Genomic DNA, 26403 nt, shown 5'->3' with positions numbered 1-26403 from the left:
TGCCCATATTAAGGATAAGTTTGAGTAAAATTACATCAACCAAGTCTCTGTTAGCCGGTGCCATTTCACTTATTTTCTGTGCTACCGTGCCACTGGCTTTTGCAAACAATGATCTTCCCGATCTGGGTACTGCAGCCGTCAATACTTTTAGTCTCGAAAAAGAGACCATTTATGGCGATGCGTATATGCGGGTGATCCGCTCCTCGGCCCCCATGCTCAACGACCCGGTATTGAGCCAGTATCTCACCGAGCTTGGAAATAAACTGGTGGCTCATGCGACGGGCGTTAAGACCCCCTTCTATTTCTTCTTATTAAGAAATGATGAGATAAACGCTTTTGCTTTCTTCGGAGGACATGTCGGTGTTCACACGGGATTGTTTTTAAACGCCGATAATGAGAGCCAAATCGCCTCTGTACTGGGCCACGAGATTACTCACGTAACCCAGAGGCACTTAGCTCGTTCATTAGAGGCGCAGAATAAGAGTTCAACCGCAACAATTGTCGGCATGTTGGGTGCAATACTCCTGACCATAGCCGTACCACAGGCGGGAATGGCGGCACTGGCCACTACACAAGCACTGGCGACTCAGTCAAAAATCAACTTTACCCGAGCCCATGAAAAAGAAGCTGACAGAATAGGCATGCAGATTTTGGTTGATGCGGGTTTCGATCCCAATGGCGCTGCCGATTTTTTCGCTAAACTTGCCACTCGCTACCGCTTCACCAGCAAGCCGCCACAGATGTTGTTGACTCACCCACTTCCCGAGTCACGAATTACAGAGGCCCGTAACCGGGCGGCTCAGTATCCCCACAGGTATATTCCGGACAATATAGACTTTCAGTTAGCCAAGGCGCGAATCCAGGTAAGATTCTCCAGCTTCAGCGAAGAAGCGGCCCTAGCTATGTTCGACAAACAGCTCAGAAAAAGAACTTATACTTTCAAGAGCGCGGCACTCTACGGAAAAGCATTAGCTTTATTTAGAAATAAGCGTTTCGATGAAGCCGAGGCGATAATAGATAACTTATTAAAAGAAAATAGAAATAATCTCTTTTATATCGATACCAAGACAGATCTTTTAGTGGAACGAGAAGCGACTGATGAGGCCATTAAGCTACTCGAGGCCCAAGGTGAACTTAAACCATATTCTCAAGTAATTAACACTAACTTGGCCCATGTGTACATAGAAGCAGGCAAGGCAGCTAAAGCAATTCCCTTACTAGAGGAGCTCATCTTCCTAGATAAACAAAATCAATTGCCCTTCTTCTTGCTCAGCGATGCATACAAAAAGACCGGCAATAAAGCCATGGAACACTTTGTTAAAGCCGAATCTATGGCACTCGCTGCAGACTATAAAGGCGCGATAGATCAGCTCAACTTTGCTTATCGACTGTCAGAGGAAAACCCGTTACAGCTTGCCCGTATCGAGGCTAGAATTCGACAATTCAGGCAAGCTAATACCGCATTAGAAGCGCTTAAGTAACAGTGAATGACAACTAGGTGGCCTTGCATTTAGGTCACCTATATTCATCTCCCTCTGCACACACCTATCGGCTCGAGTTCCTCCCGCAACAAGCCCGAATCTCCCTCCTTATCTATGCTTTCTAATTGTGACTTTCATCACCTTTTCGAGTATGATGTCGGCAATATTTGCATTCGGACATAAGCCTATGACTATGGTCAGTATTATTCATAACCCACGCTGCTCTAAAAGCCGTCAAACCTTAGCTTTATTAGAGGAAAGAGATTGTGAAATCCAAATAGTTGAGTATCTGAAATCCCCTCTCAAAACCAATGAAATTGAAGCTTTACTGGCTAAGCTTGGTTTAACTGCGAGAGAGCTCATGCGCACCAAAGAGACTGAATATAAAGAACAAGATTTAGCCAATCCAAACTTGTCTGAACAGCAACTCATTCAGGCAATCGTCGATACCCCTAAACTACTTGAACGCCCCATAGTGCTGGCTAACAATAAAGCTGCCATCGGCCGTCCTCCTGAAAATGTACTTGCGATTCTTTAAGGCAGCCCAATGAATTCGACTCGTTTGTTTCATCTATGCCGGGCAGGTTATCTTGCATTAGTATTAATGCTCGGTGTTTGGTTCATCAACAAGGGAATAACGGGAGAATATTCTCTGGTATTTGCTGCAATGTGGTTAATCCCAATGCTACTTCCCTTGAAAGGCATCATAGAAGGTAAGCCCTACACCTATGCCTGGGCCAGCTACATCATCTGTTTGTATATGCTTCATGGTCTCACCTTAATCTACGTCACCGAAGAGCATTTCCTGTTTGCTCTGATAGAAGTGCTCCTACTAGGTGCCCTGCTGATAGGCTTTCCATTTTATGCTCGTATTCGTGGCAAAGAATTAGGTCTAGGGCTAAAGAAGAAAAAGAAGTAACTCATTTTTAATGACCCAATACAGTAAAAGCGCCTCAGGGCGCTTTTTTTATGTTCATTAATAACCAAGTCCCCTTCAATAAGGAGGCTTGACACATGAGCTTTAATCTATGCTCTAGCCCTTACGGCCTGTGCTTGTGGTTGTATTTGTATTTGTATTTGTATTTGTATTTGTGGAAGTAGCGCTCAGCTAACATAAACCTGTCACCAGTGACACTGCACGAGAAAGAATGGTGATAAGCCCAAGATGAGTCGGATCTCTCTTTACTGGATTAATACCAATTGGTATTAGTTGCCGAACTTAGAATAACGGTGAAAAATATACAATGAGTACGGCCAATAATAGACATTAAAAAACCGCTAATAATATGAATTATTACCGGTTTTTTAAATAGCTTAATTTAATCGCTTCGAATTAAAGCTTGAGCATCTTCTTAACGAAAGGAATAGTCAACTTTCGCTGGTGCACGAGTGAATCTTTATCTAATTTATCAAGTACATCAAACAGGGTCCTTAAGTCTCTGGCTAAACGACTTAGCAAGAAACGTCCCACATCATCCTCGAGTTGCAGGCCACGCATGGCTGCACGTCGCTGCAGCGCCGCCAGTTTCTCTTCATCGGCCATAGGCTGCAATTGATAATTGAGGCCCCATTGCATGCGAGAGACAAGATCTGCAAGACCAAAACCTGAATCTGTGGGTGAAACGCTACCACTGACGATTAAGGAGCAGTCATTATTTTCAGAGACTCGGTTATAGAGGTCGAAAATAGCTTCTTCCCACAGTGGATGACCGGCAATGGCATCGACATCATCGATACAGATAAGATCTAACTGCTCTAAACCTTCTAATAAGGCGGGAGAAATACTGGCATGTATGCCTAATGGTAGATAGAAACTACTTCTTTGATAATCGTTTGCATGGGCACAGGCTGCATGCATCAGATGAGTTCGACCCGATTTGACTGGCCCCCAGAGAAAAACAGCCTGGTGGACTTGTCCTTCGGCGCAGGCTTGTAAGCTTTGAATAAGCTCATCGTTACCCGCCGCAGGATAATAACTATTAAACGTCTCATCATCGGGTAGATGTACGGGCAAAGATAGTTGTAAAGGTGAGTTAGATTTCACTCAGATAATTCTCGGTTGTGCAGGTATTACTTAGGTACTCACTTTAACACGAGTACCTAAAGTTTCATATTCAAAACTAGCCGCGCCAGCGATACTCGGGGCCCTGAACTTGAGTATCAGGCAGAACATCGAATCCATCATCGGTCTGTGCTTCGTGTATAGCCGAATCTATGACTCTGACTCTAGGTTCAAGTTTCATCAGTCTGCGCAGATCATTTTCTGTGCCGAACAGATCCAACTTATACTTAGCCGAAGTACCTTGTAATTGAGTCAGTTGTACTGATTTAACGGCACTGAGTTGCTTGAAATACTTCTCAATTTCCACCAATTGCTTCAATTCAGTAATATCAATGAAAGTCACATAACTATCGAGCGCACTGCCCGAATCTGCAATCGCGTATCGTCCAACATAAAATTCACTCACAGCTGAGATGATTTCATGCACCGCAGTATCAAGATCATGCACCACCTTACTTTTACTCGTTAGGGGGGTCGACGTGGTTTCGCCACTGGATTTTGGATACAAGGCAAAGTTATATTTTACACTATCGCCGCGCGTATCCATGGACGCTATAACGAAATAATCAGCCTGGTAACGCTGAGATGCACTCGCTACAGGTTCGACAAACTTGCCTCGAATGTCATGAATATTGACTTTCATATTGTCATCGAGATCCATGACTGGGAATAGTACAGGGACCCCCTTTGACTCTGATACTGATTGAAACAGCTTTCGACTATCTAGCACAGAACCATCGTTGATGATTTGTTTAGATTCTGCATCGTCCTCAACCAGCCATATTAAGGTCAAAGGTCTCTGCTTGCCCCAAACAGGCAAGTGAGCATCTCGCAATAGCTTGATGATACGTTGATGATCGAAATTAACCTGTAAAAAGAGCTCGCCGTCGACCTCTTGATATCCAAATTGGCTAAGTAAGGAGGATGGATTCCTCATCTTGGCCTTAACACTGGGATGAGCAATAGAAGCTTTACTTCCAGAGTTTTTAAGAATCACTTCTCTAAGCCCTATTGATATGGCTTTTTTCTGCTGGACTAGGGAACGGGATTCAACCGGGACTAAGGTTTCATCCAGTTGATGAACTTCGGCAGCACTCACAAGATTAGCCTGCAATAATAAGCAGCTGGCACAAAAAATCGAAGAGTTTAATAGGTTTTTCAGCATCTTCACTGTTCTAACGGGGGACAAGATAGCAAAATTGTACCACAAGTTTGCCCACTCCAGATCATTCACTCGGCTATTTCATCGTTTCAGTGGCGTTTTGTTTCACATAAATTCAAGTCAAGATAAGACTAATAACTATGAAAGTTTCCTCATGCTGTTAACATTAGCATGCCCTCAATCACGGAAGATAATAATGAAAAATATTGCTCTCGCCCTCCAAGGGGCTCAAATGCTATTTGTCGCGTTTGGTGCCCTGGTATTGATGCCCTTATTAACCGGGCTAGACACCAATGTTGCCCTGTTCACCGCTGGCATAGGTACCCTTATTTTCCAATTAATCACTAAGAGGCAGATCCCCATTTTCCTTGCTTCTTCATTCGCCTTTATTGCCCCTATCATGTATGGCGTTCAGACTTGGGGGATCCCATCCACCATGGGGGGGCTCATGGCCGCCGGTGCCGTCTATCTTATTTTAGCCAGTCTGGTCAAAGTTCGCGGTGATGGCTTTATCAAACGTTTACTTCCTCCCGTCGTTGTCGGCCCTGTGATCATGGTGATAGGTCTAGGCTTAGCCCCCGTCGCCGTTAACATGGCCATGGGTAAGGGTGGAGATGGAACCTTGGTCATAGTGGACCAAAATATTGCATTAATCATCTCTCTCGCCGCCCTGCTTACTACTATTGGCATTGCCATCTTCGCTAAAGGGGTTTTTAGACTCATGCCCATCTTAGCCGGTATTGTAGTGGGATACGGCTTGAGTCTGAGTTTTGGTATCGTCGACTTTACTCCAGTAGCTCAAGCCAGTTGGTTAGCCATCCCCAACTTTATCGCTCCAGAATTGAACTGGCATGCTATCGCCTTTATGATCCCCGTCGCCATCGCACCGGCCGTTGAGCATATTGGCGACATTCTGGCCATCTCTAACGTCACGGGAAAAGATTACCTGAAGAAACCTGGACTACACAGAACCTTAGCCGGTGATGGTGTAGCAACCATTGCCGCCTCAGCATTTGGTGGACCACCAAACACCACCTACTCGGAAATTACTGGGGCCATCACTCTCACAAAAGCTTTCAACCCAGTGATCATGACATACACTGCCATTATCGCGATTATTCTCGCCTTTGTTGGCAAGTTAGGGGCCTTGATGCAAACAATCCCAGTACCTGTGATGGGCGGCATCATGTGCCTCTTATTTGGATCGATTGCAGCGGTAGGGTTAAATTCACTGATTAAAAATCAGGTGGATCTCACCGAGCCGAGAAATCTCTGTATCGTCGGCGTGACTCTGGTATTTGGTATCGGCGGTATGGCCTTGGGCATAGGTTCATTCAGCCTGTCAGGCATTAGCTTGTGCGGAATTGTGGCAATCACCATGAATCTGTTATTACCTATGCCTAAAGAAGCAGAGTAACCAACACTTAATGAGTTAAGCCAGTCAATCTGAGCTAAAGAGCTAGAGCGGTTTAGCGGTTTAGCGGTTTAGCGGTTTAGCGGTTTACACATAGCATTAGACTTCTAGGTGATTCAGCAAGCATCTAGTTTACCTGGAAATGCCCCCCGATAAAGTGGGCGCTATTCTGTGATTGTAATTTGGTTCTATCACAGCGATATGTTATTGGTTCATTTAGCCTGACGGGGATTAGTCTGTGCGAAATTGTAGCAATCACCATGGATCTACTATTACTTATGCCTAAAGATATTGAGTCAGAGTCGGCATAATACTCATAAGTAGAATGCTAGTCCCATAAAAAAAGCCTTTCAAATGAAAGGCTTTTTTTGACTGACTCATTTATCTGAATTTAAGCTTTTTCTTCATCTTCAGATGCATATTTTGCCGCAGTTTCAGTGATAAGCGTCTGTAGCTCACCTTTCTGGAACATTTCAGTCAAGATATCACAGCCACCGATCAACTCACCTTCAATCCAAAGCTGAGGAAAGGTTGGCCAGTTGGCGTATTTAGGCAACTCTGTACGGATATCTGGATGCTGTAAAATATCAACAAAAGCGAATTGTGCATTACAGTTGATCATGATTTGAGCCACTTGAGACGAGAAGCCACAACTAGGCAATTTAGGTGAACCTTTCATGTAAACTATGATTGGGTTCTCTGCTAGTTGCGCTTTGATTTTCTCTACTGTTTCGTTTGTTTCCATTATGATTCCTAACTCTACACACAAATAAACTAATAATTTAACCCTATTGTACTTCAGGTTCATTCAGAACAAAAACCTACTTTTAACAGGGCTATTAAATATAAACATTTTTATTGCTTTAATCGTAAAAATAACGATACTGATAGTGATTTTTTCGAGTAGAATCAATTCAAGAAGTATATCTAAAAAATAATAATTCAACCTAAACTCAGAGTGGAGCAACTCATGGCTTTCGAATTACCTGCATTACCGTATGCAAAAGACGCACTAGAACCTCATATCTCACAAGAGACTATTGAATTTCATTATGGCAAGCATCACAACACTTATGTTGTTAAGCTTAATGGTCTAGTTGACGGCACTGAACTTGCTGAAAAAAGCCTTGAAGAGATCATCAAGACGTCAACTGGCGGTATCTTCAACAATGCTGCACAGATCTGGAACCACACTTTTTACTGGAACTGTTTATCACCAAATGGTGGTGGCGTAGCAACTGGTGCAGTAGCTAAAGCGATTGATGACGCTTTTGGCTCTTTCGAAGAATTCAAAGCTAAATTCACTGATTCAGCTGTCAATAACTTCGGTAGCGCATGGACTTGGCTAGTTAAGAATGCTGACGGTAGCGTCGCTATTGTTAATACTAGCAATGCAGCTACACCTTTGACCGATAGCAGTGTGACACCTATCATGACAGTCGATGTATGGGAACATGCCTACTACATAGATTACCGTAACGTACGTCCTAATTACTTAGCCCATTACTGGGAATTGGTTAACTGGGATTTCGTTAACAAAAATTTCGCGTAACTTGCCGAAAAATATTGTGCAGGTTTAAGCCTAGCACTGTAATAAAAAGGAGCCATTCGGCTCCTTTTTTGTTATTCCAGATATGCCTCACGACAACCTCCCCCTAATTTACAAGTGCAACAGTTGCATTTGCAACTGTTTCTCTTTGTTTTATTTGACTTTTTTGTGACGAAGTTCATTTTTACGGTCTAAGATTAAAAGTAGGAGACTGGTTTTCCGTTATCGCTTACACACTTTTTAAGCGTTTCAGGGGGTGGAATATGGGCATTTTTGAGCATTACCAACAGCGCTACGAACAGAAACTCGACGAAGAGTATTCACTACAAGAATTCTTAGAGATCAGCAAACAGGACCGAAGTGCATATGCCTCGGCAGCTGAACGGCTACTACTGGCTATCGGTGACGCTGAAATTATAGATACTTCTAAGGATCCTATTCTCAGTCGTATTTTTTCAAACCGGCTAATTTCCCGATTCCCGGCATTTAAAGACTTCTACGGTATGGAGGAAGCCATAGAGCAAATAGTGGCTTATCTTAAACATTCCGCACAAGGTTTAGAGGAATCGAAACAGATACTGTATCTACTCGGCCCAGTCGGGGGTGGTAAGTCTTCTCTAGCTGAGAAACTTAAAGATTTGATGCAGAAGATACCTATCTATGTACTCACAGCCGATGGCGTGAGAAGCCCTGTTAATGACCATCCATTCTGCTTGTTTAACCCGGATGAAGACAGTGACTTGTTAGCAAAAGAATATAATATACCCATCCGATACCTTAAGTGCATCATGTCTCCTTGGGCGGTAAAACGTTTGCATGAATACGGAGGCGATATTTCCAAATTTAGGGTAGTAAAAGTCTTCCCTTCCATTATGGATCAGATGGCCATCGCCAAGACTGAACCTGGTGATGAGAACAATCAAGATATCTCCTCTCTGGTCGGCAAGGTCGATATTCGCCAGCTTGAGCATTTTGCCCAGAATGACGCCGATGCCTACTCATACTCTGGTGCCCTGTGCCGGGCAAACCAAGGCATCATGGAATTTGTCGAAATGTTTAAAGCGCCTATCAAGGTGCTTCATCCACTACTGACGGCTACTCAGGAGGGCAACTATAATGGCACAGAGGGCCTGTCAGCCCTGCCCTACAGCGGCATCATTCTGGCTCACTCTAACGAGTCAGAGTGGACGACTTTCCGCAACAATAAAACCAATGAAGCTTTTCTGGATAGGGTCTATATCGTTAAAGTACCCTATTGCTTGAGGATGTCTGAGGAGATCCAGATTTACAGGAAATTACTGTCTAACTCTGAGCTAACTAATGCGCCTTGTGCACCGGGTTCACTGGAAACCTTAGCCCAATTTAGTGTGTTATCGCGTATCAAGTCGCCTGAAAACTCATCTATATACTCCAAGATGCGAGTTTATGACGGTGAAAGCCTTAAAGACACAGATCCTAAGGCTAAATCCTATCAGGAATATCGCGATTATGCCGGCGTGGATGAAGGTATGCAGGGCCTATCTACACGTTTTGCATTTAAAATTTTATCTAAAGTATTTAACTTCGATCAGACTGAAATAGCCGCTAATCCTGTTCACCTATTCTATGTACTCGAACGTCAAATCGAACAGGAGCAGTTTCCTACCGAAACCGCCGAACGTTATCTGGAGTTCCTCAAGGGGTATTTAATTCCCAAGTACGTGGAGTTTATCGGTAAAGAGATACAGACAGCGTATTTAGAGTCTTACTCCGAATATGGACAGAATATTTTTGACCGATACGTGACCTATGCTGATTTCTGGATCCAAGATCAGGAATATCGAGATCCTGAAACCGGTCAGCTTTTCGATCGTTCGGCACTCAACGCTGAACTGGAAAAGATCGAAAAACCCGCGGGGATCAGCAATCCCAAAGACTTCAGGAACGAAATCGTCAATTTTGTACTGAGGGCAAGGGCCAATAACGAGGGGTCAAACCCTCTGTGGACCAGTTATGAGAAGCTCAGAACCGTTATAGAGAAGAAGATGTTCTCTAACACGGAAGATCTACTACCTGTGATCTCTTTCAATGCCAAAACATCCACTGATGATCAGCGTAAACACGACGATTTTGTCAACCGTATGATGAAGAAAGGCTATACCAAGAAACAAGTCAGACTTCTATCAGAATGGTACCTGAGAGTACGTAAGTCTTCTTAAAATAGACTAGGCCGGAAGCGAGACAGGCTTCCGGTATTCTAGGAGGTGCGCATGGCTAATTTCATAGACAGAAGACTCAATGCTAAAGGCAGAAGTACGGTTAACCGCCAACGATTTATCAATCGCTACAAGCAGCAAATTAAGAAAGCTGTCAGTGATGCGGTAACGCGCCGTAGCGTTACCGATGTCGATAAAGGCGAGAGGATTGGTATCCCTACCAAGGACATCAGTGAGCCTTCATTTCACCAAGGTCATGGTGGAATAAGAGAAAGAGTTCACCCTGGCAACGACCAGTTCATCAAAGGTGACAAGATTGAACGTCCACCTGGCGGTGGGGGTCAAGGCTCGGGTCAAGGGGATGCTTCCGATTCAGGAGAAGGCAGTGATGATTTCGTATTTCAAATTTCGAAAGACGAATATTTAGAACTTCTTTTTGAAGATCTCGAGCTGCCAAATTTACAGAGTAATAGACTCAATAAATTGGTCGAATATCAGGTATATCGTGCAGGCTTCACCAATGATGGTGTCCCTTCCAATATCAATATAGTCCGCTCATTGAGATCTTCACTGGCAAGACGCATAGCCATGTCTTCGAGTAAGAAGAAATTACTCGGCGAGTTAGAGACTGAACTTGAAGAGCTCGAGAATACACCGGGCGCCGAAGCTGAACGTATACTATTTTTGAAAGAGCAAATTGAGGAACTGAAACACAAGATAGCTAAAGTGCCCTTTATTGATACTTTCGACTTAAAATATAACAACTTTGCCAAGCGTGAAATCCCCTCTAGCCAGGCTGTCATGTTCTGCCTAATGGACGTATCAGGCTCTATGGATCAGGCAACTAAAGACATGGCCAAGCGTTTCTATATCTTGCTATACCTCTTTCTTACCCGTACCTATAAGAATTTAGACGTTGTCTATATTCGCCACCATACCCAGGCAAAAGAGGTCGATGAACACGAGTTTTTTTACTCACAGGAAACCGGTGGCACCATAGTATCCAGTGCGCTGAAACTGATGCACCAGATCCAGAAGGAACGCTACCCCGAGAGTGAATGGAATATCTATGCTGCCCAGGCATCTGACGGCGATAATTGGGCTGATGACTCACCCGGTTGTAAGCAATTGCTGGAGAAAAAACTCCTGCCTGTAGTGCGCTACTTTAGTTATATAGAAATAACCAACCGTGCTCATCAAACGCTGTGGCGCGAGTATGAGGGCCTACAGAAATCATTCGATAACATAGCCGTGCAGCATATCAAACAGGCCGAAGATATTTATCCTGTGTTTAGAGAACTCTTCAAGAAGCAAGCTGTATAGGGGGCGTTATGGATAACAAAAAGAAACGGACACCGCTCGATGATGGGCCAGACTGGAACTTTGAACTGCTACAGAAGTACCTAACCGAAATAGAGAGGATTGCAGCTCACTATAGGTTAGAGACTTACCCAAACCAAATTGAAGTGATCACCGCTGAGCAGATGATGGATGCTTATGCGGGTATCGGCATGCCTTTAGGTTATACCCATTGGTCCTTCGGTAAGAAATTTATTGAGACAGAACAAAGTTATAAACGGGGCCAAATGGGACTGGCTTACGAAATTGTCATTAATTCAGACCCATGTATCGCCTATCTGATGGAAGAAAATACCATCACCATGCAGGCACTGGTGATGGCTCACGCGAATTTTGGTCACAACAGTTTCTTCAAAAATAACTACCTTTTTAAAACCTGGACCGATGCCAGCTCTATTATTGATTATCTTGTGTTTGCCAAAAACTACATTAGCCAGTGTGAAGAGCTACATGGCATAGACCAGGTAGAGCTGATAGTAGATTCTTGCCACGCTTTAATGAACTATGGAGTCGATCGATATAAGCGACCAAGCGAAATATCATTTAAAGAGGAGCAGCTTAGGCAGAAAGAGCGAGAAGAATACCTTCAGAGTCAGGTCAACGATCTTTGGCGCACTGTGCCTAAGGCACATCAAGAGCAGGACGAGAAAGCCGAGTTAAGATTTCCCGAAGAACCTCAGGAAAACATTTTATACTTTATCGAAAAGCATGCGCCCTTACTCGAGCCTTGGCAAAGAGAGATAGTGCGGATAGTGAGGAAAATGGGGCAATACTTTTACCCTCAGAAACAGACTCAGGTCATGAATGAAGGCTGGGCCACCTTTTGGCATTACACGATTTTAAATCACCTCTATGATGATGGATTGGTGACAGACAGGTTTATGCTGGAGTTTCTCCAGAGCCACACCAATGTTATTGTACAACCCAGCTACAACAGCCCCCACTATAATGGCATTAACCCTTATGCATTGGGCTTCAACATGTTTATCGATATCAGGCGGATCTGTGAACACCCTACCGATGAAGACAGAGAATGGTTTCCTGATATTGCCGGCAGTGATTGGTTAGAGACCTTACATTTCGCCATGGAGAACTTTAAAGATGAAAGCTTCATTAGCCAATATTTATCACCGGCTATTATCAGGCAATTTAAACTGTTCAGCATCTTAGATGACGATAAGAAAAACTATCTTTCTGTCTCAGCGATTCATGATGAGCAAGGATACAAGGATATTCGTCAAATGTTGTCTCAACAGTACAACCTTTCCAATCTTGAGCCCAATATTCAGATCCATCGGGTTGAAGTTACCGGAGATCGCTCACTGACCCTGGAGTATATTCCAACCAATCGAATGCCTTTAGCAGAAAGCTCCCATGAAGTGGTAAAACACTTACATAGGCTCTGGGGGTTTGATGTGAGGTTAGAAGAGGTTAATGAACAAGGAATATCTAGTCTCATCGCAGCTTGTCCCGATAAACACAAGGAGTCAGATGACCTTTAGTAAGCTAAAGAAAAAGCATAAAAAAAGCGCCAATTGGCGCTTTTAACATTCACATACTGAGCTTATGCGAATGTAAAATCGACATGTTCAATAAGCGCTTTGAAAGCATGACGCTGCATAGCCTGCACGCGAACTTTAATTTCTTTACCATCAATAGCGATAGTAAGTTCACCCGTGAAGAAATCTTTGTTTTCTTGGATGTTGATGATATCTTTTTGGTTAAACTTGATAGAGATAGACTCTTTACCAGCACCATAGATAACAGCAGGAACTTTGTTCGCATGACGTAGGCGGCGGCTCGAACCTTTCCCGATTTCAGTACGAATTTCAGCAGCAATAGTGTAAGACATGTTTTTCTCACTTAAAAATAAATTAGTTTCAGAGTGTCCCTACTTTCGACCAGCAGGGACGTTTTTTATGCGGCGAAATATTGACATAACATGACCGAGCTAACAAACTGTTTTATTCAGATGACTATCAATACAACAATCATCTATGCCCAACTGCGCACAGGCCCTGTATCGACATGAATAAAACCGGATCTGGGGTAATAACCTACACCGCCTAACTTAAGCTCGATGGCCGCATCTCGAAGATCACTCAAGTTCACATCCTCAATCGCGATATCCATAGCCATACCTTTCATATGGTAACTTTTCTTAGCAACGCCACTGGTTTTAGCCGCTAACATGGCATTGGTTTTAGGTGAACGATATCCGGAAATAACATTGAATTCCTGCTCAACATTGAGTGACTCTTTGAGCTTAAATAGCAAATCATAAAGACGCTTATCCATAGGCACAGATTCATTACGCCTATGATCCCTCAAAATATGGCTAAAATTTGATAATATCTTATTTTGGTAATTTCCATCCACCCAATAGCTTCCCTGCCCTCTCTCCCCGGTATGCAAATTATGAAACCCTAAACTGCGAACGCCTTTCGTTGAACGACTTGCATAAACTTTAGAAGGAATCATCGAAAACATTGCAGCGCCACTAAGACCTAGTAACAACTGCCTACGAGTTGGACATACTACAGACACACAGCCACCATTGATTGTTTATCAAGCAAAACAGAAGACAAAATTATACTGAAATCTGATTAATATCAAGTTAACAATAATAAAGGTAGAGCATGAGAGTGATTGATTTATGGTGACCCGTGAGCCAATGCCAATTTAAACGTAGGATTTTTATGGTATATATCATTTCTAAATTGAGCGTTACCCCATTGATCGACCCAAGCGGTCCAGTAAACCAAATAAATAGGTAAGCTCTGCTCCAGAGAAAACCATTGGGTTTTATGCCGCTCAGGTTGCATATCGACCCAAGTCTGCTTATCTCTGACTAAATTAGATGCCATCCAGTTAGCGAGTCCCTCGACATTTTCAATACGTATGCACCCAGATGACAGCGCACGGTTAGACTCTTCAAACAATTCCTTGTCTACAGTATCGTGTAAGTAAACACTGTGTTCATTCTCAAAATAAAACTTATAGCGGCCTAAGGTATTGCCTTCTCCTGGAATTTGAACGAGACGATAAGGAAAATGACCATGGGCTAAATCCTGCCACTCTTGTGAAGTTTTACTTACTATCTCCCCATTATTGTCGAAAACATCGAAATTTCTAGCCTGAATATAACCACCATCCTCTCTGACTTTAGGCAATAGGTCCCGAGTTAATAAGCTCCTAGGTACACGCCAACTTGGATTGATCACAAGATTTGAAATTCGACTGCTTAACTGAGGAGTTTGACGATAGGGCTTGCCCACGATAACCCGAGACTGTAACGCCACTTGGCCATTATCGATAAGTTCTAATTCGAATGCTGGTATATTTATGATTAAAAATCTAGGCTCAACAGACGCTAAATAACCCGTTTTATTGATAAAGTTAATCGCTAACAATTCTGCCCGTTTCACCGGTTTCATATTGATCCAGCTGAGTGTTTCGGGGCCAATAATTCCGTCTAATGTTAAACCATGGCGCAATTGAAAACGTTTAACCCCATTATTAACATTAGCATCAAACAATGTATTGATAGGATCGTATTGTCTCAGATCGCCTAACACTTTTAATCTGCTACTAATTTCAGGAACCAAGCTGTGGCTATCGCCCAGCTTTAGCCAAGTATTAGACGCTAACTCACTCCAGTCGTCCCTCTGTTCCAGCCATAATAAGTAACGGATCTTATTACTGGTGGTTAGGTAGTCCTTAGAGATTGGCTCCAGAGAAAGAACCTGTTGAAACAGGTCCTGCGAACTCTTCATATTCACGGCATTGGTGGGGATCCCAAGGGTTCCCCAGAATTCTTGTAACTGAGATTGAATCTGCTCGACTCTGGCCTGTTTTACTTTCGTAGGCCCTAAGCTTAACGCCCTATAATCAAGTTCAATTTGCTTAGATGGTTTAATTAATCGTACAAATTGAACTTGATTAAGCAAAGAGTTGAATGCGGCTTCAGAGCGCTCAATAGCAAGTAATGGTCTAGTAACCAGCAAGCTCATTAAGAGAACGACCACTATGACAGTTGAAAGCCTTACAAACATAAATTGCCCCATGATCCGCAGATACAAGCTGCGAACCTTTAACCGACTTTAAAAATAAAAATCTAGTGGTTTAAGTATGGCAAAATTTAAGGCGTGAAGAATAGAAACGAAAGGAGGATTTGGCTAACCCCCATTTAAAAATTTGAGTTCAATCGCTAAAGTTAATAACCGATTAGCTCAAAGTTGCTCGAGTCACCACTGTTTTCCCTGTTCCAGGATAATATTGTAGCTGCCAATTTTCTGAACCCTTAGAGCGATCATCGGATATATAATTAAAATAGCAGTACGAACCACCACTGATTGATGAACCCGCGCCATACCAGTAAATGATATCGGTCTCGCCACCAAATGAAGAGTCGGTATGAGGAGCTAACACATAGTCATCCCCCTCGAGCAAGCCTTGCCACACTTCTTTACAACTATCAGCTGACAATATAGTCCCATCGCCACCATTGGTCGTACTCAAGGGATAACCTGTAAAACTTGAGTCTAGAGTGCCATCACCATAACAGGCAAGATCTTCCACACGATCACTGGCTCCCGATGCAGCCCAGCAGCTATGATACATAGTAACCCCAGATTTAAATGCACCAAAAACGCCTTTAGCCGCAGAATCATGAGCATCTTGACCTAGATTAATGAACTTAGGCAGAGCAATAACCGATAGAATGCCTAAAATAATAATAACCACCACAAGCTCGATAAGCGTAAAACCTTTTGAAACAACACCTTTCATAACAAACAACCTTAAACTACTGATACGAAACAAATCGCATACATTATATCGCACCCAAGCATTCATAGTCACGAAATTGATAGCATATCGGCTCAATACTTAACCTAGGTCACAAAACAAACAGGTTTGAGCAAATAATACTGACAGTAGGGAACTTATCTAATGATGCAGGACACTCAGTGGATCAAAGACCTCTCGGCACAGCATCCAAAGACGGTAAACCTGAAATGAGAAAATAGCACCCCACCTAGTAAAAATTCTCAGCCTGGATGATCTGCGAAGAACTACGAAATAGTCTTATTGCCTTGGCGAAGGTATATGGTGGCAATTAAAGACTATCCAGCTTGTGGAGGCCTTCTCAGGGCCTTTCCACTGCAGATATATTAAAGCCTAGAAGCTAACGCCCTCGACTAGTTGACCAACCTATTTAAGGCAGCATTTTACTCAGCAAGCAGGATATTTATGTTGTTGGATATTTAGATACAAAAAAACAATTTTCTTTGAGGCTTATTGCCAATTTTCAAAGAGAAATGATGGTACCCGAGGCCAGTCTAAGAAGTAGATAGTTGAACAGGCACATTCCCGCTCTTATCAAGAGAAGAGTAGCGAGGGATTTAAAATGTGTTTCTGGATCTTTAGATACAAAAAAGCCCTGACTATTGTCAGGGCCGTCTTGTCATCTTAGTGATGGTACCCGAGGCCGGACTTTAATTGGTACGTGGCCTATGAAGAGTAGCGAGGGATTTTAAATTTTTACTGGATATTCAGATACAAAAAAGCCCCGACTTATGTCAGGGCCGTCTTGTCATCTTAGTGATGGTACCCGAGGCCGGACTTGAACTGGTCGTGGCCTATGAAGAGTAGCGAGGGATTTTAAATTTTTACTGGATATTCAGATACAAAAAAGCCCCGACTTATGTCAGGGCCGTCTTATCATCTTAGTGATGGTATCCGAGGCCGGACTTTAGTTGGTACGTGGCCTATGAAGAGTAGCGAGGGATTTTAAATTTTTACTGGATATTCAGATACAAAAAAGCCCCGACTTATGTCAGGGCTTAAATGATGGTACCCGAGGCCGGACTTGAACCGGCACGCCTATTAAGCGAGGGATTTTAAATCCCTTGTGTCTACCGATTCCACCACTCGGGCAAACTCGTTGATTTTGATGATACGTATTATCGGTAGTTAATACTGTTTACTCTTAATAAGAGCCAAACTCATCACAATCTAAATGTGGAGGCGCGACCCGGAGTCGAACCGAGATCGACGGATTTGCAATCCGTAGCATAGCCATTCTGCCATCGCGCCAAAATTTATTATCTTGTAAGATTGGAGCGGACTTCTCTTATAAAGAGAGGTTCGAACCTGTGACCTATACCTTGGCAAGGGCACACATCTTGTAAAATTGGAGCGACATATCGGGTTCGAACCGATGACCTATACCTTGGCAAGGTATCGCTCTACCAACTGAGCTAATGTCGCTTATATCAATTTATCAATCTTACTTGCAGCAAGTTGTTTCCTAAGAAACTTTCCCCTGACTGCGGAATGGCATTCTACCGATTTAGTACCAAGAGTCAATCGTATATTTAACGATAAATGACTGCTTGGACACTAAATAGTCTTATTGCATTTTAATTATCCGATTCCGCCGTCAAATCTCCCCAAGCAGCCAAAATATAATTCATCATTGACCAAAAAGTCAGGACTGTGGCGACGTAGAAGAGTGCATATGCAGCATAAGTCAGGACACCATTAGGATGCCAGATAAGACCTGTAACGGCCACCATCTGTGCCGCCGTCTTATATTTACCGATCCATGAGACTGCAACAGCTCCCCTCTTACCTATTTCAGCCATCCATTCACGAAGTGCGGAGATAACGATCTCGCGACCAATCATAAATAATGCGGGTAATGTGAGCCACATACTATTGTAATCAGCTACAAGTAGAACTAGTGCGGTTGTAACCATGATTTTATCGGCTACGGGATCAAGAAAAGCGCCAAATCGAGTAGACTGCTTTAATTTTCGAGCAGCATAACCATCTAATGCATCTGTAACTGCTGCTAACCAAAAAATAAAGGCCGCAGCAAAAGGTGCCCAGGAGTATGGAAGGTAAAAAACCACTATAAACACAGGGAGTAGAAATAATCTGAACAAAGTTAAAGCTATAGGTATGTTAAACGGCATGAGAAAACCAATAGTTTAAAAGCTGTGCCAATCTTGCCTTAATTTAGCTAGCCTCGCAATGAATCATGTCTTGTTTGTACCATTTCTAGGCGGATCTGTGGCAATTTTATTCAATCGGCCAGCCTTAGCCCTTCAATTACTGCGTAACGCTTACAAAACGATGCTTGAGGAACGTGTAGCAGTTCAAACCACAACCAAGCTAAGGAGTCGGTATTGGCTATCTATAATGAGTGATACCTGTCACCTATCTCAGTTTCCAGCCATGGAAAAGTGGTTTGAAACATCAGTCATGTGATTACTGAGCAAAGCTAAAATTCGCTAAGATAGAGGAAGTTAGTCTATTTTCCCTAGAACTAACTTTCCATAATTGAAGGGCGAGCCGCTATACAGCAGCTTTTACTATGGGGGGGAGTGAGGAATAGCGCTAATTATAAGGTCTTATCACGCCTTTCATCAGCTCATGTTAGACTGTTTCCCCCACCTAATATTCGCTTTTTAGCCATGCCATTTATATTAATTAGCTCTTCTTTCAAATGATTATGGAACAAGTCACCACTCATGAGTTCATGCCAGTAGATCCGGCAATTTACCACTAATTTAGGAAATGAAAGATTCAAACTAATTAGGTCTGATGTATTGAATAGATTATCGGGTAAAAAACAAATTGCATTAGATTCTTTTAGAATTGACGCGACAGTTTCATATTTAGACAGCTTTAGTGATGGCTTAGCTATATCTCTGATTCGTAAGGTAGAATCGGCACTTTCATGTGCTTCCAACTCAATGATTTGGTATTTATTAAGTTCAAATATGGAAACAGCAGCAGTTGAATTGACTAATGGATGATCTTTTCTTACATAAGCTGAATAAGAGATATCCATTAAATGGGCTTGATGAATACTATTGGGCAGCCCAGTATAGCTTCCGATTAAAAAATCTATGTCCCCTCGTAGAAAATCATTTATACAGTCATGGTACCTGTCAGTCATCTGAAAAGAGGTATTTTCATAGGTCTTTGACATATTAAAAAAGAGTTTGGTGACTAGGTCTGAAGCTGCACAATTAATCATACAAATGCTGTAATTGTTTTTAGATGGTATAAGTTCCTTATTTTTTATTTTATAAACTTGCCCAACTGAATCAAGTACACGGTGTAATAAAGGGTGCAACTTCATGGCCACCTGAGTCGGAACCATTTTATTTTGTACTCTAACGAGTAACTGGTCATCGAATGTATGTCTTAGCTTGTTCAGCTGCTGACTCACTGCTGATTGAGAAATATACAGCTGCTCGGCCACTTTCCCCACATGCTTAAACTCAATTAAATAATATAGAGTGACTAATAAATTAATATCTTCTCTAATCAAGTCTTGAGGGAAAGTATTATCCATTTCATTCTCCGCCTTTTGTTAATTTATAATTTAAATTCTTGGTCACTGTCATAATTGAGCTAATTGTCACTTAGGTTTATTTTCAACCATTCGACCGGCTTTTATACTTAAAAGACACATAATACTAGATATGTAAAGAGCATTCTGTAACGCCATTGAACGTGCGTTATTATTTAACGTGTCGATGTTTGTTGGTACGGGAATGTTAAAATCAGTCATCATCTGATGCAAGCTATTATTTGACATAAAACTTAACGCTAAATAGAACTCAGATTTTACATTCGCAGCAACATCTGACAGTCCACTACCGATAAAAGCGCTATCTAACAACTGCCCTTTTGTCATTAAGGTCAGTCCGCTAGTAAACAGTGCAATGCCTATTACATAACCGATATTTCTTGCAGAAACCTGCAGGCCAGAAGATTGTTCAGACAAAGAAGCGTCAACAGAATTGTTTACCGCTATGTTGGACTTAGATGCAATAAACCCACAGCCTATACCTATGCTCGTCATACCTAAATATATAGGCATAATAGATTCTGTGCGGGTTATTGACCAAGCTAGCATAGCTAAGCTAACCGTCAATATCAGTAATCCAATGGTATTTAGACTAGAAATGGTTAGGTCTTTCCCTTTACTCGCAATGAGTACTGATACAAAAAACATAGGTAAAGCAAACACGGTAATGGCTATGCTTGAATCAAATATATCGTATGTCCCCAATGATATGTAACTTACAATTGAGAAAAGCACACCACCGTAGATTAAATACAGAAACAATAGGATATAGAGTCCAGCAATCATTTCCTTATTCACAAATGATTTAGGTATGATAGTGATATATAAATCATTCCTATTAAGCTTGGATTTCATTCTATCGTGGGCAAAGAAAACAAATGATAAAATGATAGCCGTTATTAACATCATTGTTGGTATCGTTAGATTATCCAATACTGAATGATTTTCAGCTGTCGAGAGAAAGCCTAAAGAAGGTGCTAACGACACAGAAACTAAAAACAGTCCCACTATCGACACAATCAAGCTGACCGCAACTAGATCGATCTTTTTCTCTGTCCTGTCAGGCGTTATATTTTTAAGGTTTCTTGATAGAATTAACGCTGTCAGGGAAATAAAACCTAAGAATAGAAAGCTTCTTCTCCAATCAGTGCTGGTGATAAGTGCCAACAGCATGGGCGAGATCATACTTATTATTGCTACAGATGCCCCCCAGATGCTAAATGCAATCATTCTATTTTTAACCTGTATCCTAGTGGTCAGTAAGGCGACACTCGAGGCTAAGGTTAATGCTGCACCTATACCAAATGCAAGTCTAGAAATGCCGATAAACGGGTAGAAATCATGGATAAATAATGCCGAGAATTCTCCGGCGGTACACAGAAACAAGCCAAATTGAAATATTTTTTTCCAACAGAAAAAATAGCCTAGTAGCCCAGTAACTATCATTAGCGGAGCTGAAATCACGGAATAGGATGAGGTTACGATTTGGCCTTGAGCTATGCTGACCTGGAAAGACATCATGATGTCTTTAATAAGCAAAGCTGTGGTTATGTTATCTGCTGAGACTGCAAATTGAGCTAAGCATACACATAATAATATCTTAGCCTCTGCTTTGGTAAAACCCATTACTGACATAAAGAATAAATCTTAAAATAATTTAGGCCAATTATAACAAAGTAAACCTATGCGCCTTCACGTTATTTGTTGAATGTGTGACCTAGGCATAGGATTATACTTATAAATGGGATGTAGGTTTGTAAAGAAGAGTTCACTAACCAACCACTGTTTAGTCTTCATACTGGATAGGTTCTCTTTGATGCCTATGAGCGCGCTTCCTTCACTCAGGGCAATTCTATGACGCTCATGATATTGGGTGCTCACAATCTTTAGCTTAGCATTATTAATGCCTTGTACATATTTCACCCTCCAGATTTCATTAGGATCTGCGGCATTGATTTCATCAAAAAATTGAAAGGGTCATCCATGCCTGCCGCTTATTTCTAATCCAGGCAATTGCCTATAAAAAATATAAGAGCACCTGTATTAATGAACCGATAACGATCGGAATCAAGTTTTTAGCTGGCCACGATGCTGAGATATCTCTGCAAGCCGTTTGAGTTAAAAGGGCTCAATGGGTACGAGTTAAGGAGAGAGCTGTGCTCAGATTAAGAGCTAGCTTTTATATTTAGACTGAATAATTTTGGCTGTATTACATTAAGAAATGATTGCAGACGGGAAGGAAAATATGCGTGTATTTTGAATAAAAAAACGATTGAAGTTCTTACAGAACTTCAATCGTTATAGGCTGACACTATAAACTTAAACTTAAAACATAAACTGTAAGCTTAAGTCATAGGATTATTCAGATTTAGCCATTAGGCTTCTGTTAGGCAAGTTTCGTAATGAGAACAAAAATAACAGCATGAATATACCTACAGCAAACAGACCTGATCTTGCAGATTCAAGACGTGCTGTCTGATTGATTACTACAAGTTGCTCTATTTCATTCGCATCAGCAACTTTATCTTGCATCAATACAGAGAAGTCATTATCGCTTAGGTAAGGAACTGTCACCATCTCACTCACCATAGTGCGAGTTTCAGCAGTCAGTGACTCATTTTGGTCCACTTGGTCTTTAAAACCAGACGTCATAACTGTAAGCATGGTAACACCCATGATTGCAATACCGATAGCGTAACCAATATTTCGAACCGTAGCTTGTATACCACCAGATTGTTGTGCTTCTCTTGGCTCCAGTGCATCGGTAACGATAATTGAACACTGTGAAGCCATAGCACCAACAGAACAACCCATCAATGTTTGACCTAGGATTAATAGAGAGTTAGTGCCACCAAGCTCTAGGCCATATGCCATTGTAACTGCTGCGGTTGCGGCTCCGATTAAACTTAAGCCACATACAGTACGAACCTTGACATGACTTAGTTTTGCAGGAAGAAGCATGGCAACTGAAATTGTACCTATACTCATTCCGATAAGAGTTAGACCGGCTTGCGCTGCAGATAAACCGCCTACAAGTTGCATATAAGGCACAGTGATAGATACTGGGGCAGCTGAGCCAACCCAGAATAAAGCACCAATGAATAGACCAGTTTGTACCTGCTTGTTGTAGATGATTTTTGCAGGGATTAATGCTAATCCACCCTTTGACTCATAGCGTTTTTCCCAACCTAGTAAGGCTACCAGTACCAATAGACCCACGATAACCATAACAATCGCTGGAGAGAAACCCATTACAGAGAAAGAGGTAATTGCTGAAATCATGCCCCAAATTGGCATTTTTAATGTACCAACGATGACAAGTAATAGACCTACTGCTGCGAGTAAAATACCGATGAAATCAAGTTTCGGCTTATTTTTACTCACTTCAACATCTTTAACTTTTGAAGAAGCTAGCAGAACAAGAACGAAAATAACCCCTAAGGTTAAAAACGTGACCTTAAAGCCCGCTACATCAAGCAAGGTGCCAAATAGCACAGGCATTGCCGCAGCGGCGACGCCTGATGCGGCTGCTAACGCACTGAAAGCGATAGCCTGATCTTTTCCTTGGTAATTACCGGCAATTAGCCCGAGTACCGCAGGAATAGTTAAACTTGCGCCAGCACCCGTTAACACACGAGCACCATAAATAAAGGTATTAATATCTGGAGAGAATGCCGCGACGACTTCACTAATGGCAAGTAATACTAGACCGATCCTGAACGATTTGCGCCATCCTAGGATGAGACCCATCAAGCCGCCAGCAATCATCATTGCACCAGCAATCAATGAATAGGTGGCATTGGCCATTTGAATTTGGTCCATTGAGGCACCAAATAATTTGGTTAGTGTCGCTGCTGCAACACCTACGGTGCTGTTATCACCACTTGTACCCACCTGGGCAGCACAAAGAACGAGCAGCGTCGTCCACTTGTTTGAATTAGATTTTGAATCTGTGTTCGAGTTTGTCATGATTCTACCTGTAACAATCAAATGACTTATGATTGAAATTAGTTAGATAAGAAGATAATTGAAGTGTATTTATATGAAACCCAACCTGACTTTAATTATGTAATTAAAGTCAGGTGGATAAAATTAATACCTGAGTGTTAATTTTGTATTTTGAGAATCTTCTTGATTAAGACTTTTCGCCGCCGACGTAACAAGCTTTAGCATCCAATGCCGTTAGCTTAGCTAGGTCATCCTGCATCCAGTCAAATTCAAGCACGGTAAAATCAGCTAGCTTACCTTTCTCAAGTGTGCCGATCTTATCAAGTCCATGCTGCTCTGCAGCAACCTTGGTAATCGCTTTTAATGCATCTTGTCGTGATATAGCTTCTTCAGCAAGAACAACGTTGCCGTCGATATCTAAACGAGTCATTAATATGTATGCACCCATCATAGGGTTTGTTGGCATTAACGGAATATCAGCATTAAGGCTGACACTCATACCAGCATCTAGTGCAGACTGAGCTCGTTGTAGCTGATTAAAACACGACTTAGGCAAAATTTGTTCTTTCTGCCAAGACGAATAGAAGTGATAGCTGTAATAAGGTGTCACGCTAGCACTAGGCTTATATTTCATTGCAGCAACACGTTCGAAGAACTCGTCATCGGTGAAGCCCATGTGCTGAATAAACATCTGCCCATCTCTTCCCTTGCCACTCTTAGAAAGAGTATCTACCGCGTCAAGCACTTTTGAGTGAGCCTGGTCGCCTTGGGTATGAATAGCAATGGAATAATCATTATCCCAAAACTTAGACATATCTTCAGCTAATGTATCTTCTGTTCTATCTGCGAAACGATGCAACCAGCCAGTAACACGATTATCTTGAAATTCATCTTTAGTGATAATTTCATAATCAGAAACGGCACCATCAGCAAAAAACTTAATGCATTTTACAGGGAATAACGTGTTGTTATCTTTGTTACTCTTGTAGTGTTGATCAACAAAGTCAAAAGTCTTCTGGGCATCTAAGTCCTGACCTTCATAAACTTTTTGCCAACCAAACATATAGCCTTTTCTACATTTTGGCATCGTAGGAATTGCATCAGCCGCTTGCAGTAACTTCAGTTCCATCTCGTAAGGCATTGAGATACCTATGCCCATATCGACACAAGTAGTCACACCTTTTGAGCGTCCCTGTTCAAGAACACTTTGCAAGCTTTGCATCATGTCTTGAGGCGAAACTTTCGACACAATATGCTCAACAGCAGTTTTAAACATTGCCTGCTCAATGAGAACACCAGTAGGAAGCCCTTCAGCGTCTTTAATCACGCCCCAAACACTGTCTGGAATGTCTTTCACTTTGAAATCTTCAACAGCCTTGCTGTTAAGGATCAGCTTATGAATAGACGCTCCCCACATTGCAAATGGACGTGTACTGTCGATCTCATCGAGGATCTCTCGGGTGAGTTCGCCATGAAGAGGTTCATAATGGCCCCATAACACTAAGGTTTCACGATCACTGAACTCTTTAACACGTTCCTTCATTGTACTAACGAAGGCTTCTGGTGTTCTTACCGCTTTATAAGTGCGGCCATTAATAGTCCAATCAGTGAAGCTGACTGGTATTAACGCAGCAAACATGGATGCACTACCTAGGATATGCAGATGTGGCTCAACAAACCCTGGGTAAATGAAATCATTTTCATATTCAGTAATAACTTCAGCAGCCGGATATTTAGCCATCAAGCATGACAAATCATCTAGCTCTACAATCTGTTCACCCTCAATCGCCATGGCGTTAGTGTGAGTGAAATCCTCATTTACTGAGTAGATTTTTTTTGCTGAATAGATTTTCATCGTTTTCTCCAGATAATTAAACTTATTTAAAAGATATAAGTTACACCAACGCGGAATTGACGCTTGTCATCGTTGGCTTTATAAGATACATCAGGCATAGCTAGAGTCTTGTTGTCAAAGCTAACATCACTGATTGTTTCTTTGTATGTTGCACTGAACCACCACTTTCTGCTGTCAGTAAGCGGCATGCCGAATGTTGTTTCTACCATCAAATCTTGAGTTGTATATGTATCAAAATCTAACCAAGAGTACTGTGGGTTAATGGCCAAATATGCACCCTTCTTATTCAAATATATTGAGTTGAAGATGTTAACTTGGAAACCTTTACCGTCATCGCTGCCACCGGTTTTATATTCATCTTTCAAGTTCGCTTGAACGACTGCGATGTTTGGATACATAACCCAGTTTGCAAGAACTGGAACTTTAAGAACTCCACCGACTGCAATAATATGATCGATTGGATCTGAGTCATCATTTGAATGATCGACGTAATCGATTGAGTAACCTGCTTTTGGCATGGCTTCAATACCTGTTCCAAACACCTGGAACCAACGTGCACGGTACTCACGTAAATCAAAATCATCAGCATCCATAGACTCAGCAGAATCTTTAGTCGCGCCTTGAGCTGAGATCATAGTTAGGAAACTATTGTTTTTATTGAATGAACCGCCAATTTTCAATTCGGCTTCAACAGCAGCATCGTAATCATTGCTATTGGTACCGACGCTCACCTTTAGAGCTGTCAATACTTTCGTGACGTCCGCTGGATCCGGTACATCATCATTAGCACTTACATTAAATGCTGTCATTGCTAGTATAGAAACTGAAAGTATTGAAAGTTTGAAGATGTTAGTTTTCATCATAAATCCTATTTGTTGTGTGCCCCTATTTTTTCATTTTCAGGAAATATGGGAAATTAAACATACTTAATCTGCATATTAGCAGCGCTAATACCAAAGCCAGAAAACGAGCCACAAAAAACCAAC

General features: G+C 41.9%; 21 protein-coding genes and 3 tRNA genes. 8 read left to right on the top strand and 16 right to left on the bottom strand.

Annotated features, from left to right (window positions below; translation table 11 throughout):
* Positions 1–20: 20 nt before the first annotated feature.
* From bepA to SVI_RS21425, 3 genes are all read left to right on the top strand, one after another.
* Positions 21–1481 (top strand): beta-barrel assembly-enhancing protease, encoded by a 1461-nt coding sequence (bepA, locus tag SVI_RS08935; RefSeq protein ID WP_013051169.1) that lies wholly within the window; start codon positions 21–23, stop codon positions 1479–1481.
* Positions 1482–1668: 187 nt separating this feature from the next.
* Positions 1669–2019 carry an arsenate reductase (glutaredoxin) gene (gene arsC, locus SVI_RS21430; protein ID WP_013051168.1) on the top strand — a complete coding sequence of 117 codons (351 nt, stop codon included), beginning with the start codon at positions 1669–1671 and terminating at the stop codon, positions 2017–2019.
* Between the two features lie 9 nt (positions 2020–2028).
* A complete protein-coding gene (locus SVI_RS21425) occupies positions 2029–2400 on the top strand; it encodes a DUF2069 domain-containing protein (RefSeq protein ID WP_013051167.1) in 372 nt (123 codons plus the stop codon).
* Between the two features lie 414 nt (positions 2401–2814).
* Here the strand turns inward: SVI_RS21425 and hda are convergent, their stop codons facing one another.
* The gene (gene hda, locus SVI_RS08920) at positions 2815–3525 is read right to left on the bottom strand and encodes a DnaA inactivator Hda (protein WP_013051166.1); all 711 of its coding nucleotides are present in this window, start codon (positions 3523–3525) and stop codon (positions 2815–2817) included.
* 76 nt (positions 3526–3601) lie between these two features.
* Positions 3602–4708, bottom strand: a complete 1107-nt coding sequence (locus tag SVI_RS08915; RefSeq protein WP_013051165.1) for a DUF2066 domain-containing protein — start codon at positions 4706–4708, stop codon at positions 3602–3604.
* Positions 4709–4901: 193 nt separating this feature from the next.
* On the opposite strand from SVI_RS08915, the gene SVI_RS08910 reads away from it, so the two are divergent.
* Positions 4902–6122, top strand: a complete 1221-nt coding sequence (locus tag SVI_RS08910; RefSeq protein WP_013051164.1) for a uracil-xanthine permease family protein — start codon at positions 4902–4904, stop codon at positions 6120–6122.
* A 388-nt stretch (positions 6123–6510) separates the two neighbouring features.
* Here the strand turns inward: SVI_RS08910 and grxD are convergent, their stop codons facing one another.
* Positions 6511–6864: a Grx4 family monothiol glutaredoxin gene (grxD, locus tag SVI_RS08905; protein ID WP_041419823.1), complete on the bottom strand. Its 354-nt coding sequence runs from the start codon at positions 6862–6864 to the stop codon at positions 6511–6513.
* A gap of 225 nt (positions 6865–7089) precedes the next feature.
* Between grxD and sodB the strand changes: the two genes are divergently transcribed.
* The 4 genes from sodB (at position 7090) to SVI_RS08885 (ending at position 12724) form a co-directional block, all read left to right on the top strand.
* Positions 7090–7671, top strand: a complete 582-nt coding sequence (gene sodB / locus SVI_RS08900; protein ID WP_013051160.1) for a superoxide dismutase [Fe] — start codon at positions 7090–7092, stop codon at positions 7669–7671.
* A 260-nt stretch (positions 7672–7931) separates the two neighbouring features.
* On the top strand, positions 7932–9866 hold the full coding sequence (locus tag SVI_RS08895) for a PrkA family serine protein kinase (protein WP_013051159.1): 1935 nt from the start codon (positions 7932–7934) through the stop codon (positions 9864–9866).
* Between the two features lie 51 nt (positions 9867–9917).
* A complete protein-coding gene (locus SVI_RS08890) occupies positions 9918–11186 on the top strand; it encodes a YeaH/YhbH family protein (RefSeq protein WP_013051158.1) in 1269 nt (422 codons plus the stop codon).
* An 8-nt stretch (positions 11187–11194) separates the two neighbouring features.
* Complete coding sequence (locus tag SVI_RS08885; RefSeq protein ID WP_013051157.1) at positions 11195–12724, top strand: SpoVR family protein; 1530 nt, start codon at positions 11195–11197, stop codon at positions 12722–12724.
* A 62-nt stretch (positions 12725–12786) separates the two neighbouring features.
* Here SVI_RS08885 and rplY read toward each other — a convergent pair whose 3' ends face one another.
* From rplY to SVI_RS08815, 13 genes are all read right to left on the bottom strand, one after another.
* Positions 12787–13074, bottom strand: a complete 288-nt coding sequence (rplY, locus tag SVI_RS08880) for a 50S ribosomal protein L25 (protein ID WP_013051156.1) — start codon at positions 13072–13074, stop codon at positions 12787–12789.
* Between the two features lie 143 nt (positions 13075–13217).
* The gene (locus SVI_RS08875) at positions 13218–13712 is read right to left on the bottom strand and encodes a DUF882 domain-containing protein (protein WP_408005168.1); all 495 of its coding nucleotides are present in this window, start codon (positions 13710–13712) and stop codon (positions 13218–13220) included.
* Between the two features lie 164 nt (positions 13713–13876).
* Positions 13877–15277: a L,D-transpeptidase family protein gene (locus SVI_RS08870; protein ID WP_041419822.1), complete on the bottom strand. Its 1401-nt coding sequence runs from the start codon at positions 15275–15277 to the stop codon at positions 13877–13879.
* A 172-nt stretch (positions 15278–15449) separates the two neighbouring features.
* Positions 15450–16013: a type II secretion system protein gene (locus SVI_RS08865; RefSeq protein ID WP_041419821.1), complete on the bottom strand. Its 564-nt coding sequence runs from the start codon at positions 16011–16013 to the stop codon at positions 15450–15452.
* Between the two features lie 1063 nt (positions 16014–17076).
* Positions 17077–17162, bottom strand: a tRNA-Leu gene (locus tag SVI_RS08860).
* A gap of 85 nt (positions 17163–17247) precedes the next feature.
* Positions 17248–17321, bottom strand: a tRNA-Cys gene (locus SVI_RS08855).
* Between the two features lie 98 nt (positions 17322–17419).
* Positions 17420–17495, bottom strand: a tRNA-Gly gene (locus SVI_RS08850).
* Positions 17496–17647: 152 nt separating this feature from the next.
* The gene (gene pgsA / locus SVI_RS08845) at positions 17648–18205 is read right to left on the bottom strand and encodes a CDP-diacylglycerol--glycerol-3-phosphate 3-phosphatidyltransferase (protein ID WP_013051152.1); all 558 of its coding nucleotides are present in this window, start codon (positions 18203–18205) and stop codon (positions 17648–17650) included.
* A 458-nt stretch (positions 18206–18663) separates the two neighbouring features.
* Entirely contained in the window at positions 18664–19596 is a 933-nt protein-coding gene (locus SVI_RS08840) for a LysR family transcriptional regulator (RefSeq protein WP_013051150.1), read from the bottom strand.
* A 66-nt stretch (positions 19597–19662) separates the two neighbouring features.
* Positions 19663–21249 (bottom strand): MFS transporter, encoded by a 1587-nt coding sequence (locus SVI_RS08835; RefSeq protein WP_041419820.1) that lies wholly within the window; start codon positions 21247–21249, stop codon positions 19663–19665.
* 723 nt (positions 21250–21972) lie between these two features.
* Positions 21973–23583 (bottom strand): MFS transporter, encoded by a 1611-nt coding sequence (locus tag SVI_RS08825; RefSeq protein ID WP_041419819.1) that lies wholly within the window; start codon positions 23581–23583, stop codon positions 21973–21975.
* A gap of 166 nt (positions 23584–23749) precedes the next feature.
* Positions 23750–25417, bottom strand: a complete 1668-nt coding sequence (locus SVI_RS08820; RefSeq protein WP_013051146.1) for an amidohydrolase — start codon at positions 25415–25417, stop codon at positions 23750–23752.
* A gap of 26 nt (positions 25418–25443) precedes the next feature.
* Entirely contained in the window at positions 25444–26280 is an 837-nt protein-coding gene (locus tag SVI_RS08815) for a hypothetical protein (protein ID WP_013051145.1), read from the bottom strand.
* Positions 26281–26403 lie beyond the last annotated feature (123 nt).

Origin of the sequence: Shewanella violacea DSS12, assembly GCF_000091325.1 — a bacterium.
GTDB classification, from domain to species: Bacteria; Pseudomonadota; Gammaproteobacteria; order Enterobacterales; family Shewanellaceae; genus Shewanella; species Shewanella violacea.
This window is presented reverse-complemented; position numbering and strand designations above follow the sequence as displayed.

Coding starts and splice junctions, on each gene's coding strand:
- arsC (WP_013051168.1), top strand. CDS start 1,669: ATGACTATGGTCAGTATTATTCATAACCCACGCTGCTCTAAAAGCCGT.
- SVI_RS21425 (WP_013051167.1), top strand. CDS start 2,029: ATGAATTCGACTCGTTTGTTTCATCTATGCCGGGCAGGTTATCTTGCA.
- SVI_RS08915 (WP_013051165.1), bottom strand. CDS start 4,708: ATGCTGAAAAACCTATTAAACTCTTCGATTTTTTGTGCCAGCTGCTTA.
- SVI_RS08910 (WP_013051164.1), top strand. CDS start 4,902: ATGAAAAATATTGCTCTCGCCCTCCAAGGGGCTCAAATGCTATTTGTC.
- grxD (WP_041419823.1), bottom strand. CDS start 6,864: ATGGAAACAAACGAAACAGTAGAGAAAATCAAAGCGCAACTAGCAGAG.
- sodB (WP_013051160.1), top strand. CDS start 7,090: ATGGCTTTCGAATTACCTGCATTACCGTATGCAAAAGACGCACTAGAA.
- SVI_RS08895 (WP_013051159.1), top strand. CDS start 7,932: ATGGGCATTTTTGAGCATTACCAACAGCGCTACGAACAGAAACTCGAC.
- SVI_RS08890 (WP_013051158.1), top strand. CDS start 9,918: ATGGCTAATTTCATAGACAGAAGACTCAATGCTAAAGGCAGAAGTACG.
- SVI_RS08885 (WP_013051157.1), top strand. CDS start 11,195: ATGGATAACAAAAAGAAACGGACACCGCTCGATGATGGGCCAGACTGG.
- rplY (WP_013051156.1), bottom strand. CDS start 13,074: ATGTCTTACACTATTGCTGCTGAAATTCGTACTGAAATCGGGAAAGGT.
- SVI_RS08875 (WP_408005168.1), bottom strand. CDS start 13,712: ATGTTTTCGATGATTCCTTCTAAAGTTTATGCAAGTCGTTCAACGAAA.
- SVI_RS08870 (WP_041419822.1), bottom strand. CDS start 15,277: ATGTTTGTAAGGCTTTCAACTGTCATAGTGGTCGTTCTCTTAATGAGC.
- SVI_RS08865 (WP_041419821.1), bottom strand. CDS start 16,013: ATGAAAGGTGTTGTTTCAAAAGGTTTTACGCTTATCGAGCTTGTGGTG.
- pgsA (WP_013051152.1), bottom strand. CDS start 18,205: ATGCCGTTTAACATACCTATAGCTTTAACTTTGTTCAGATTATTTCTA.
- SVI_RS08840 (WP_013051150.1), bottom strand. CDS start 19,596: ATGGATAATACTTTCCCTCAAGACTTGATTAGAGAAGATATTAATTTA.
- SVI_RS08835 (WP_041419820.1), bottom strand. CDS start 21,249: ATGTCAGTAATGGGTTTTACCAAAGCAGAGGCTAAGATATTATTATGT.
- SVI_RS08825 (WP_041419819.1), bottom strand. CDS start 23,583: ATGACAAACTCGAACACAGATTCAAAATCTAATTCAAACAAGTGGACG.
- SVI_RS08820 (WP_013051146.1), bottom strand. CDS start 25,417: ATGAAAATCTATTCAGCAAAAAAAATCTACTCAGTAAATGAGGATTTC.
- SVI_RS08815 (WP_013051145.1), bottom strand. CDS start 26,280: ATGATGAAAACTAACATCTTCAAACTTTCAATACTTTCAGTTTCTATA.